At 50.2% G+C, this 12,839-nt stretch carries 9 protein-coding genes; 5 read left to right on the top strand and 4 right to left on the bottom strand.

Annotated elements, in window-relative coordinates:
- Positions 1 to 76: 76 nt before the first annotated feature.
- Genes AAFN85_RS13765 through AAFN85_RS13755 form a run of 3 tightly spaced genes read left to right on the top strand, consistent with a single transcriptional unit; the run spans position 77 to position 6,455 of the window.
- Positions 77 to 3,637 carry a SusC/RagA family TonB-linked outer membrane protein gene (locus AAFN85_RS13765; protein WP_347527971.1) on the top strand — a complete coding sequence of 1,187 codons (3,561 nt, stop codon included), beginning with the start codon at positions 77 to 79 and terminating at the stop codon, positions 3,635 to 3,637.
- A gap of 2 nt (positions 3,638 to 3,639) precedes the next feature.
- Positions 3,640 to 5,040, top strand: coding sequence for a RagB/SusD family nutrient uptake outer membrane protein (locus tag AAFN85_RS13760; protein WP_347527969.1), 1,401 nt, complete (start codon positions 3,640 to 3,642; stop codon positions 5,038 to 5,040).
- A gap of 11 nt (positions 5,041 to 5,051) precedes the next feature.
- The gene (locus AAFN85_RS13755) at positions 5,052 to 6,455 is read left to right on the top strand and encodes a TlpA disulfide reductase family protein (RefSeq protein ID WP_347527968.1); all 1,404 of its coding nucleotides are present in this window, start codon (positions 5,052 to 5,054) and stop codon (positions 6,453 to 6,455) included.
- Positions 6,456 to 6,499: 44 nt separating this feature from the next.
- Here the strand turns inward: AAFN85_RS13755 and AAFN85_RS13750 are convergent, their stop codons facing one another.
- From AAFN85_RS13750 to AAFN85_RS13740, 3 genes are read right to left on the bottom strand one after another with little or no spacing between them, the layout of a single operon-like run.
- Positions 6,500 to 6,775 (bottom strand): DUF6520 family protein, encoded by a 276-nt coding sequence (locus tag AAFN85_RS13750; protein WP_347527967.1) that lies wholly within the window; start codon positions 6,773 to 6,775, stop codon positions 6,500 to 6,502.
- 8 nt (positions 6,776 to 6,783) lie between these two features.
- Positions 6,784 to 7,299 (bottom strand): MauE/DoxX family redox-associated membrane protein, encoded by a 516-nt coding sequence (locus tag AAFN85_RS13745; protein ID WP_347527965.1) that lies wholly within the window; start codon positions 7,297 to 7,299, stop codon positions 6,784 to 6,786.
- A gap of 2 nt (positions 7,300 to 7,301) precedes the next feature.
- Entirely contained in the window at positions 7,302 to 9,872 is a 2,571-nt protein-coding gene (locus AAFN85_RS13740) for a lanthionine synthetase LanC family protein (protein ID WP_347527964.1), read from the bottom strand.
- Positions 9,873 to 10,272: 400 nt separating this feature from the next.
- Between AAFN85_RS13740 and AAFN85_RS13735 the strand changes: the two genes are divergently transcribed.
- Both AAFN85_RS13735 and AAFN85_RS13730 read left to right on the top strand, forming a co-directional pair.
- Positions 10,273 to 11,076: a hypothetical protein gene (locus tag AAFN85_RS13735; protein ID WP_347527963.1), complete on the top strand. Its 804-nt coding sequence runs from the start codon at positions 10,273 to 10,275 to the stop codon at positions 11,074 to 11,076.
- Between the two features lie 194 nt (positions 11,077 to 11,270).
- Entirely contained in the window at positions 11,271 to 11,606 is a 336-nt protein-coding gene (locus AAFN85_RS13730) for a hypothetical protein (protein WP_347527962.1), read from the top strand.
- A 59-nt stretch (positions 11,607 to 11,665) separates the two neighbouring features.
- Here the strand turns inward: AAFN85_RS13730 and AAFN85_RS13725 are convergent, their stop codons facing one another.
- Entirely contained in the window at positions 11,666 to 12,772 is a 1,107-nt protein-coding gene (locus AAFN85_RS13725) for a S1/P1 nuclease (protein WP_347527961.1), read from the bottom strand.
- Positions 12,773 to 12,839 lie beyond the last annotated feature (67 nt).

Raw genomic sequence — 12,839 nt, 5'->3', positions numbered from 1 at the left:
AATGATTAACCCATCGCGCTGCTCCCGGAACCGCTCAAAGTCACCCGGTTACAACGCCGCCAAACTTATGTGACGAATGTACAGATTTTATAAAGAAAAACTGGTACGGCCGCACCGCCGCACCTCATTGGTCCTGAAAGCCTTCCGGCTTGCGGCCATTTTAATGGTGATCCTGAACATGCAGGTCAGTGCCGGGACTTTGATTCAAAAAGTTACGCTGACCGAAAAAAACAGCGCCCTGCTTTCCGTGATGGAAAAAATCAGTGCACAAACCGGTTTTGATTTTGTCCTACCCGAGGGAGCCATACCTTACGCGAAACCGGTCACCATCACCGTTCATCAACAGGAACTTTCATTGGTACTGAAAGAAATATTTGACGCACAGCCGCTCAATTATGAAATGCAGGAGAAGATCGTGGTAATCAGCCGCAAGATCCCTGAGGACACAAAGAAACGACCGGTCACGTCCACCCCCCCTGTGAGGATCGCGGGCGAGGTCCTTGATTCCGCAGGCAAGGGCCTGAACTCGGCAACGGTTCAGATCAGGGCCCGTAGTGTGGTAGCCTATGCTGATGAAAAAGGGCATTTTACGATCATGGCAGAGCCGGGAGAACAGATAGCTGTTTCGTTTATCGGCTACCAGCCCTTTGTTTTCACGGCGCAGGAAGGCATGCCCTTTCAACGCATCCGCCTGAAGCCGCTAACAGCAACCATTGCAGAGGTCGCGGTCGTATCAACCGGTTATCAGAACCTGCCGAAAGAACGCGCCACGGGATCATTTGCCCAGTTAAATAATGAGCTGGTCAACCGGAGGACAGGCACCGATATCGTCAGCAGGCTTGAAGGCGTCACACCCGGATTGCTGTTTAACCGCAATACCAGCGGATCGTCCAGGGGAAATAATGATATCAGCATCAGGGGAACGAATACGCTTTTCTCCAACAGCCAGCCGCTGATCGTGCTTGATGGGTTCCCCTTTGACGGGGATATCAGCAATATCAATCCAAACGACATTGAAAATATCACGATCCTGAAAGATGCTGCTGCTGCCAGCATCTGGGGCGTTCGCTCAGGTAACGGCGTGATCGTACTGAACAGTAAAAAAGGAAAACGGAACGCGGAAATGTCGATCGAACTGAATGCAAATGTTACGGCTTCCGCGAAGCCGGACCTGTTTTATAACCCGGCATACCTCAATGCTCCGGACTATATCGCGATCGAGCAACGGCTTTTCAAAACCGGGTTTTATGATGCACAGATCGGTGACCCTTTACAGATCGTATCCCCGGTGGTTGACCTGCTGGCAGCCCAACGCGCGGGTACGGTGTCAGCCGAAGCGGTCAACGCGCAGATCAGCGAGCTTGGTAACCAGGATACCAGGCGCGGGCTGGATAAATATTTTTACAAACAAGGCTTACTACAACAATACAGCCTCAATTTTCGGGGTGGGGGCGATAAAAGCGACTACTATTTTTCTGCCGGGGAGGACCACAACAATACCCAGCTTGCCGGTAACACGAACAACCGGATCACCCTGAACGGCAATTATAATTTCTACCCGGTAAAAAACCTGCAATTGTCTGCGGGGATCAACTATATCCAGACAAACGCCACCAATAATAACACGGCGGATAACATCAGGCCGGGGGGACGGTATTTTGCGGCCTTTCCTTACGAAACTTTCGCGGATGCTTCCGGAAATGCACTGTCTGTCGTTAAGGGGCTGAACTATGGATTCGCCAGGGACGCGCAACAATCGGGCTACCTCGATTGGTTATACCGGCCGCTGGACGAATTACATAATGCGGACAACCGGATCCGTTCCGCTGAAAACCGGATCAGCGCCGGTGTCCAATACCGGCTGCTGCCCGGCCTCGATATATCACTTAAATATCAATATGAAAACCAGCTCACCAGCGGCAACAATTATTACAGCACGGCTACTTTTTATACCCGGAACCTGATTAACCAATATGCGCAGCCTGCTTCAGCCGGCGGCTTCACATATCCTGTCCCGGTCGGAGGGGTCCTCCAGCAGACGGAAGGAAAGCTCAGTTCCCACCGCTCGAGGGCACAGGTTGCTTATGATCAGACGCTCGGCAGTTCACACCGGGTCAACGCCATTGCCGGCGCGGAGATCGACGCTGCCATCACTGAAAACCGCAGTGGCACCGTTTATGGTTTTGATCGGGAAACCCAAACCAGCTTCGCCCAGGTCGATTACCTCAGCTATTTCACGCTGAACCCCAACGGCGGGAACGCGCAGGTCCCCAATAGCCTCGGGTTTGAAAAATTCACCGATCATTACCTGTCCTATTTTGGAAATGCATCTTATACTTATCTCGACCGCTATACGTTTTCCGCCAGCGGCAGGATCGACCGGTCCAACCTTTTCGGGGTGGCGACCAATCACAAATCCGTGCCTTTATATTCAGCCGGTCTCGCCTGGGACATGAGCAGGGAGCATTTTTATCAGCTCAGCTGGCTTTCCTACATAAAGCTTAGGGCAACCTATGGCTACAACGCGAATGTGAACAAGACCGCCTCGGCAGTGACGACGCTTTTACAGCAAAGCAATTCCTACTACTCCGGTGTTCCCTATAATGTTGTCAATAGTCCCGGAAACCCCGAACTGCGCTGGGAAAAAGTACGTGTTGCCAATTTTGGCGTGGATTTTAGCCTGAAGAACAATATTGTTTCGGGAAGTATCGAGTACTACCTCAAGAAGGGTATCGATCTGTTCGGAAGCTCACCGCTACCGCCTTCGACCGGGTTCATCTCGTTCTATGGCAACACGGCGACGACTACCGGGCATGGCCTCGATCTGGTGATTAACTCCCGGAATATGGTCAAAGATAATTTCAGGTGGACTACAAATTTGCTGTTGACCTATGTGACCGACCGGGTAAAGGTCTATGACAGCCCGAGTTCGGTCATTACTTATCTTGCCGCCGGCGATGGAAACGGTGGGACGATCACCCCACTGGCGGGTCAGCCGATCTATGGGATCTACAGTTTCCGCTCCGGGCCACTGACGCATGAAACGGGCGACCCGCAGGGTTACTTCGAAGGTGCGCTCAGTACCGATTACAACAGGATCATCTCGGCGACCACCGTCGCGGACCTTTACTATAACGGCCCGGCAAGGCCAACGACCTTTGGTTCACTGAGGAATACGTTCAGCTACGGAAACTGGACATTATCGGCCAACCTGATCTTCAAGCTCAACTATTATTTCCGCAGGACATCGACCGCCTTGTCCTACGACCAGATCGCCTACGGTGGTGTCCACAGGGATTATGCCGACCGCTGGCAAAACCCGGGTGACGAGCTGCGGACAACGGTGCCTGCCATCCTGATGCCTCCCGCGAACGCGGACCGCCAGACATTTTACCAGTACTCGCAGGCGCTGGTCGATAAAGGCGATCATATCCGGCTCCAGGATATCCGCCTCTCGTATGCCTTCAAACCATTTACCGGGCATCATCCGGTATTTAAAAGACTGGAGGTGTTCAGTTACCTGAACAATGCAGGGATCCTGTGGCGCGCCAATAAACATCATTTGGATCCCGACCTGTATTCGGGTGCATACCCGCTTCCACGAACCCTTTCCATTGGCTTTAACTCCAGATTTTAACCATGAGAAAAACAATTACCTCCCCATTGCTCGGGTGCATCATGTGCATCATGGGCTTATTTTCAAACAGCTGCAGGAAACAGGACAATTTCCTGGCTGCCAAACCCAACCAGGCGCTGAACATCCCAAAAACGTTAGCGGACCTGCAGCGACTGCTTCAGAACGAAGATGTGTTCAACAGCCAGCCGGATCCGGGCCTCGGACAGATCGCTTCCGATGATTTTCTGGTCCAGGACGAGGTGTTACCGGACCTGTCGGCGCCCGAAAGGAACTCGTACCTCTGGTCAAAGGATATTTTTGACGCCTCGGTCACGCAGTCCATCGACTGGAATTTTCCGTACCAGATGGTTTACTATGCCAATGTCGTTCTGGATGCGCTCCCGGGTATTCAGGTTGCGGATAATGAGAGGGCTGATTATGAGCGGGTCAAAGCCACCGCGCTGTTTTATCGGGCCTGGGCGTTTTACGGACTTGTTCAAACCTTTGCCATGCCCTATGACAAGGACAAAGCCGCGGGTTTACCGGGAATCCCGCTTCGCCTGACCTCTGATCTGAATACACGTCCCGGCCGGGCAAGCGTTGCCGACTCTTATGCGCAGGTCCTTTCCGATCTGAAGGCCGCGCAGCCCGCGCTGCCGGAAAGGGCAACGAAACCCGTGAAACCTTCGCAGATCGCGGTCAACGCCCTGCTGGCACGCATTTACCTGGCGATGGGGGATTACCCCACAGCGCTGACGTATGCGAATGCCTGTCTCGCGAAGTTTTCGACGTTGACGGACTATAACACGCTGAACAGTCCCGGTACAACCAACATTGACAAAGGCTTTTTGTCGGAGGATATTTATCATTCCTGCCTCATCGGTTACTCGGTTTATAACATCCGCCGTGACATGTATATCGATCCTGCGTTTTACAACAGCTATGACCCGAATGACCTCCGCAAATCCAAATTCTTTACGATCCTGGACAAGCTTCCGCAGTACCCGAGGTTTGTGGGTTCCTACGATTACATGGGGCAAAAATACGATGGTCTGGCCACAGATGAGATCCTGCTGATCAAAGCGGAATGCCTGGCAAGGGCAGGGGACGCGGATGGGGCAATGAACTCACTGAATATCCTTTTGAAGAACCGGTGGAAGACCGGGACTTTCGTTCCTTATGCCGCCGCAAGCCCGGATGAAGCTTTGTTATTGGTCCTGAAGGAACGTAAAAAGGAATTGCTGCTTCGCGGTCTTGGCTGGACAGATCTTCGGAGACTGAACAAGGAACCGCGGTTTGCAGTGACCTTGCACCGCACCGTCGCAGGTGTCACCTATACGCTGCCGCCAAACGACCCGCGATATGCCTTTCCGATGCCTGACATCGAGATTAAATTAGGTGGATTGACCCAGAATGCACGATAATGAGGGACATCATGAAAAATTTGCTTTTATTGGTCCTGGCATTCCTGGGTTGTTCCGCCCAGCTATCTGCCCGGCAAAAGACCACCCGGATCGACGTAGCAACGGATTTCAGCAGGGAGGGGGATAGCCTTACAATCACCGTGCGCCGCTACACCGGCAGGCTTGATGAAATTGCCGGGGACTTCAATGCTGTTTGCCGCAAGGGAAAGTTTACGCTTGCTATCCCGGCACGGGGATACCCGCAGTATATCCAGGTGCAGTTCCACCGTCCGTCCATGAGGATTTTAGAGCAGTTGTTGCTCTTTCCGGGCGACGATATGGCCATGGTCATCCAAGACGGACAGTTCCGTTTTACAGGCCCCTCAGCGCAGAGGTTCCTGGCCCAGCAAAGACTGCAGAGTATCAGCGACAGTTCGTTACGACGAAACCGCTTGCGTTTTACGCCTTCGACCTTGCCGCGGATCTTTGCGCATACCGATTCGGCCGCTATTGCTTCATTGGAATACCTGGATGGCATGAAAACCCGGATCGGGCCTGAGGCCTGGGCTTTGCTGAGCGATAACGTAAAAGCTTCAGCAGCCTGTATCAAACTGGGGTACTTTAATTATGCGGCCGCGGGCAAACCCGAAGCCGGAGAGCGTTACAAAACCGCGTTGCAACAGTATGGGAAGCCTTTGAACAGCTTTCCTTCCTTTTTAGCTGCTGACTCCCTTGGGAACGCCAGATCGGGTTATTCGGTGGACTATATTTACCAGCACTACCTGGCCGACTCCTGCATCCTTATGCACAGGAAGTTCCAGGTACACGACTTCTATCAGTATGCCTCGCGAAATTTCAAAGGGGAGATCCGCGAACTTTTGGTGACGAACCTGTTTATTATCAAAAGGACGAACCCGGAACTGCGGACCGCCGATATTAATAATGCCCTGGACTATGTTAAAAACAGCGATCTCAGGACTGTATTGAAAAAGATCCTTGCGGCGAATACGGTAGGGGCGATGGCCCCGGCCTTTACACTCCCGGACGGGAAGAACAGGCTGGTCAGTTTGAAAGACTTCCGGGGGAAACTGGTGATCCTTGACTTCTGGTTTACGGGCTGCGGGGCCTGCAGGGAACTGGCCCCGAGGATGCATATGCTCGAAAAGAAGTATGCCGGCCGCCCCGTTGTTTTTATCACGGTTTCCGTCGATAAAAAGCGCGGGCAATGGCTTGCAACATTGAAGACCAATGCCTACACCTCGGCACTCAGTGTAAACCTGTACACGGGCGGGAAAGGATACGCAGCTGATGTGGTTCGCGAATATGATGTCCGGGGCTGCCCGACGGTTGTCCTGATCGACAAAGATGGCAAGCTCGGGCCTAAGCCGGTGCTGGAGGTAGAGGAGATGTCGAAGCTGATCGACAGTTATCTTTGAGCATGAAAAAGAACCTGCCGGATCACCCGGCAGGTTCTTTTTTGTTACTTGCTTTTGAAAACCTGGCCTGTCGGCGTATGGCCGGCAGGAACCACGTTGTCAGTTGGCGCAACATTGGTTGAGATCTGGCAGATCTCATTGGCCTGGGCCGAACAGGTTGCGGTGTTCGGGTTCGGAACGGTTTGCGTCCAGTGGAAACTGCTGCCGCTGGTCTGCCTTGCATAGTAGGTGGTCGCGTTTGGTTTAGGGCTGAATGCGAAAGCGCTGCCTACGCCTGAAAGGGCTGCTACGGCCATTAAGGCCATTCTCATCTTTTTCATGTTTTCTGTTATTTAGTGATGTTCAGGGGTTTTACCGCAGGACCCGTGTTAACCTGATTTCGCGCGCGAGAAATATTTTGAGCCTGGATGGCTTTTGGATTTCGTGTGGATCGTCGTTGATGCCGGTAATGCCGCAGGGCAAGTGAGGCCAGGCCGGTGAATAATAAGTTCAATATGAAATGTGGCCCCCAGCCCAGGGATTTGATCACACCGCCGCAGGCGCATGGTGCCTTTGGGAAAAGGTGTAGCATTGCCGTACCGACATACAGGCTGAAGCCGGCCATCATCAGGAGAAACAGGTACAGTCCTGCGATGCGGCTTTTACCGCTGATCAGCAATATGGCCACGATGATTTCGGAGGCAGGTAAAAGATAGATCATGGGCAAGGTTATCCAGCGGGGCATATGTTGGAACCACATGGAGACCTCAAAATTCTTAAAGTCCAGGATCTTGCTCAGTCCGGTGTAGAGGAACAGCAGTACAAAGGTTCCGGTGATCAGTTCGTATAACAGTTCTTTTTTCATGGTCAGGAAATTAAATGGTTTGGAAAATGAATCTCATCGGGACGGGTAATCCGGAGGAGGAAATGCAGGATACCTGCGTTTCCGGACCAGAAGTCAGGCTTTGGTTCGAGTTGCGTGCCATCAAGCCAGTAACATTGCTCCTTATCGCGGTAACAGCTATTCAGTAAAGCGCCTTGTATCGCGCCTGCCCGTTCAAGCCAGATTCGATTACCGAACACACGGAACGCTTCCAGATAAACCTCACCGAGACCGGCGAGGCCGTTACCAAAGGAGCAGTGATTACTGGTGATATATTCCGGGTGGTAGGTGAGTACCTGTGATGCGATTTCCTGGTATTCCCTATCCCCGAGAACTTCATAGGCCTTGATGAAGGCAAGGGCCACCCCGGAGAAGCCATGTTCGAGCCAGGGATCCACGGTATTGTTTTCGGTGCTGACCGTCCAGGTCAACTGATGACCCTCCATCTTGCGCTGTTTCTTGAGCCAGTCCAGTGCGGCGGTGATGGACTCAAACGAGCCCGCTGAGTGGAATTTTGCATAATAGCTCAGTAAAAAGTAGGTGATCCCGGCGACGCCGTGGGAGAAACCGGTTACCTGGTACCCCTTTGCATTTGCCATCGTGGCTGTGGTTGTCCAGGAACCATCTTTAGCCTGAAGCCGGATGATACGGTTAACGATCCCGGCAAGTTCATCAGGCTCCTGCCGGAACAGGTTCTGCCCGATTAGAGCGAGCAGTTTCAGGCCGCGCCCGGCTAAACCCCTGGAAAATGAGGAGTTGGTGTCATCAAGGGGAACATCAACCGCTGGTTCCGTTTTGCTCATCAGCCTAAGTAAAAGAGCGGTATGGTCCTTCAGCCTGGATAATTCGCTGGCTAATAACTTCAGGTCGTATCCGGGCAGATGGCTGATATGGCAGGAATCCAGCCAGGTAGTTACTGCATCAGGTGTAAACGCATCGCCCGCCCTGGGAAAATACCTGTTGAATAAAATGATTGTTAATAATTCGGAATGTCCGGCCCCGCCTGACATGGAGGAGAGTGTTTTAAATCCTTCGGTCAACAGGTTCGCGGCAAGACGGGGGCTGATCGCAGGAACATTAGATGGTACATCCTGCGTGGTCATCAGCACGGTATCGTAAAGCTCCAGGACATGTTGGATATCGTCCAATGTTGGCCTTAATGCGGGATCTGCATCAAGGCAGGTAACGATCAGTGAGGTGATGGTAACAGATTCGATAAACCACTTGAGGTTATCAGCAAGGGAATCTTTATCCGCCTGGTTCAGCCGGTTGGGTAAAATACCGGTCATTACGGAGATCATCAGCGCGCCGAAACTATAGATGTCATCGGCAAACGAGGGGGGCGAACCGGCTGCCTGCGCGGGGGACATAAAGCCGGGTGTACCTAAGGTGAAAGGGGGATCAGGTTCGGGGCTGCGTAAGTCGTAACACAATTCAATGTCTATGGCAAATACCTGTTCGGCGTCGGTCACGATAAAGTTCGATGGGGTTACATCCCGGTGTACGATGCCTTCGGCATGGAGGAGGTGCAGGATCCGGACGACCTCTGAGAGGTATGCCATCATGCATCTTTTTCTATCGACGGGGATGGCGCGCCACGCATGCCCTTCCGCTGATTGCGCTGCCTTTTCGGTAAGCGTAACGGATTCCTTGTATTCCATGGCGAAAAAGGTATCGCCATGCAGTTCGAAAAGTTCGATGGGTTTGGGGAGGATTCCGCTTTTTTCCAATCGGCGGTGGACCTGGTACTGCCATGCCAAGCGGTCTTTCGCGTCCCGTCCGTAATGGTCGAAGCTCTGGTAACGCCTGCCTTGTTTCAGTACACACCATTGCATATTAACAATGTGGTTGATCCGGATGACCTTGATGACGTTCCCTTTGGGTTCTTTTTTCAGGGTCTCCAGGGGGATGTACTGCCTGTTAAGCAGCCTGCTTCCCTTGTAAGGATTGAGTGGCCTGAAATTTTGGAATGGCCAGTGTTCGCCTTTTGATTTCAGCATCACGATCAAAGGATCGGCAATAGCGGAGCCGTAAAAGATCGCTGTGTGAAGTTTTCCGGTAATGCCGTTGTCGGTTAATGAACCATGACTGACGGCGATGATATCTGTCAGGTGGTAAGCGCAAGGCATTGTGGGACCGGTGGCATTTGCTGTTAGCTCAGCTAATCGGGCGACTATGCCTTGCAGATCGATGGCGGCGTCAACGCCGATGGTAATGACCTGACCGGTCAAACGGAAGCCGGCATTACCATTAAGGATGGCGATATGGTGTTTCGTATTGGTCGGAATGGCAAAAGGCAGATTTAAAGATTTAAGGAATTGGATGACCGGCCTGATGTGGGCATCGAAATTTTGTGGCAGGAGCGATAGATGGAGAAGCCAGTCATTGAATCCGTCAGGGGGGCCTGTGACAAGGAACGGTGTATTGACCGAATATGGCAGGCCCTGGTCAATGAGGTAGACGGCATAGCCATGTTCCGTTATTGCCGGGTTGCTGCCATCATCGCTGACCGCTGCGGCAATTGTTGCTGTTCCCTTGAGATCCCTTTGTTCCATAGCATGTTTTATTAAAGGATTGAATTCCTGAAGCAAAGGAACAGGGTTTTGGTACGCGAAAACAGTGGGAAAAGGGTGGCGTGGAAAAGGTGATTAAGTTCTACGCAGTACGCAAAAAATAACGTTTAGCCTGCTTTGAATTGAACTATTTTAAGCTATTTAGGCTGTTGGCCTGCTAAAAAGGGGGCACTTTATCCCACCCTGAAAATGAAAATCGTTACGCTTGGTAGTCTTTGCAGATGTACGAGGTTTTGCTTTCTCTCCTCAGATACCTCAGTAATTCATTTCCCTATTCATGAAGATTGGATGCAACAAATAAGAAAGTATCTGTAACGATCTCGAAAGTTAATTTTTCAGGAATCCCTTTTCTTTGGTTTCATAACTACTAAAGTCCAATCCTATGAATTTCTGCTTTAAACTGCGTGTCCTCGGCGTGATATTGGCCGTGATCACGTTAATGGGGGTCCAGCTAACCTATGCCCAAAAGAAAACTAAAAAGCCACAAACTCAGGCCCAGCCACGTAAAAGTGAGGTTTACCTCGTGCCGACGATGGATGGTTATGATACCTGTTTTACGGTGGCCGATGCAGGAAAGAAATGGTTTTTTTATAACAGGAGATCGGCGAGGGGAAGCGAAGAACAGAATGAATACCGGTCAGCCAGGAAAACCGGTTCAGGTTCTATTGAAGTGAGTTATGTGACCAAATCGATCAATCGTGCGGGGCCTGGAGGGGCTGCCCATCCTGAAACGGTGGTTACTCCTAATAACGAGTCGACCACCATAGTCCTTGATTCTGCGGTTAACCGTGGTTTGGGAACTACGCTCGAAAAAAAATCTTTCGCAAAGGCTGATACTTTCGAATACCACGCGCACGGTGCAGGAAGTCTCGATACCATGCATAAACTGACGCCGATGCTCCGGTATGATAACCCTAAAACCCGGGGCAGGCAATTTGTGAAGTTTGACGGTATTGAGGGTAAAACGTTAATTGACCGGAAATTAAATGTGGCAGGTTCTGAAAAGGCTTTAAACCAGATTAAAAGGGTGGTGGAATGCCTTAACCAGAACCCAGGCTATACCGTTAGATATGAGGTGCCTGCGGACAGGTTAAATGCAACGAAGGGTTTGATCATGAAGGCCTTGGGTAAGAATGATCCGAGGCTTTCCGTGGTCGCTACGAAATATGCAAGTGTCCCGAAATAAGGGTTAGCAATAATTCAGGAAGGGGGGGTACTATACCGCCTGAACCGGGCTGCGACCTTTATTTTTATTTTAATGGAAAGGAAGCTGCTGGCGGATTGCCGATCGTTAAACCATTGTAGCAAACAACTGTCTGTTGGTATATTATGGGAGCCGAAGATCCTGCGAACCGGCAATAATTTTCACAAGCCAACGAAATGAAAACTTTAAGTTTAATGGCAGTACTTCTGCTTGCAATGATCAGCGTAAATGCTAAAACTAATTTAATTGCAATGTCCCTAAAAGATGGGGGCAGCGGAAGCCATGCCTACGCAGCAAGTTTTAATGGTGGTGATGGGGTCCGAACATTTAAAGGAGGAAGCGTGAGCGGTGGTTTATTTGAAGGTGGTGCTGGTTCGAGTGGAGGTTTTCGCGATGGTGGCGCTTCCAGTGGTGGAGGCTTTCGTGGCGCAGATGAAGGAGGTGGAGTGAGCGGTGGTGGCTACCAATTGGTTTCTCATCTCAAAGAAGGTGGGCATACAGGAAACGGCTAAAAATACAAACGCCAGGCTTAATCAGCTTGGCGTTCTGGCTTGTCGCTATCTTGAGATTACTACTTGCCAATGGTAACAGTGTTGACGTCCGTAACGACAATTTCTGGCCTGCCTTGGTAGTCAATGATCTTTCCCTGTACTGTTATAGTTTTATCTTTTATTTGATTGATTAATTGCTTAGCGTCACCTTTTAATGCGATAGTTAACAATTGATTTGGATAAGCAGCACCCAAGTTAACTAAGATCATACTTTTAATATCTTTAAAACTATACACCTTTCCTGTAACAGTAACAACTTTGTAGATGCTGTTTTTTGCTTCTTCAAGTTTAATCGGTGGTGGCGGAACAGGCATTTCTAATGTTGACGGAGGTGGTAATAGAGCAACCTTAACTTTAGTATCATTAAACAGCTTGTTTAACTCACCGGCCAACCTTACACCGGCCTGGTCGATACGTAAGTGTATGGTTTGAATGTATTTCTTGTAATAAGCTTCATCAATGGTTTGACCCGCTTTTATATCAGCGTACAGCTCTGTGCTTATCTGATAACTTTCCCATAGCCATTCTATTGGGCTATCAGCCTGCCATTTTTTTATTTGAGTTTCATTGGCCCAATCATATTGCTTTGCTATTTGTTCTTCGGTTAAGCCCTCATGATCTATAAGCTTGCTATCCCAAAGGCTATGCAGGTTTGTGCCGGCATTATCAAAACGTACTTGGATAGTATTACCGCCCTTATCTTCGGCACGACTGATGTGCATTGGTTGGTGAGCGTCACCCACTAAATGTATAAGGTATTTTAACGCACTGTTTCTTTGGTCAGATGTCGAAGCTTTATCTTTTAGAATAGCTTCTTCTTTAAGGATGGCACCATAAACATTATCGTTGCTTTGCTGATTGACGTAATCCACAAACTGCTGATGGTTTAACCCCAAAGGCAGGTTTAAAAAGTGCCACTTTGCGGTTGTCGGATTGCGGTGTTCATCAGCCCAGGTACTTACCTCGGCCATGCTTTCACCTTTTAAATACGCCGAAACTACATAAGCTGTATTGGAGGTCAAATGCTTTTGTGCTATGGTCGCAACGGCTCTATGGCCTTTATATCCCCATGAAATTAAAGCTGCTGATATTACTATCAGCGTAACAGTTAATACTTGTTTTCTCATATCGCAAATCTATGAAAGCAAATGAAAGGTTGAAATCTTTATTTGACTTTTTGCTAATTAATTTAGC

It is taken from the genome of Mucilaginibacter sp. CAU 1740, from assembly GCF_039839285.1.
In the GTDB taxonomy this organism is placed as follows: Bacteria; Bacteroidota; Bacteroidia; order Sphingobacteriales; family Sphingobacteriaceae; genus Mucilaginibacter.
Note: the sequence above shows the minus strand (reverse complement) of the source record. Positions and strands in the feature narration are given on the sequence as shown.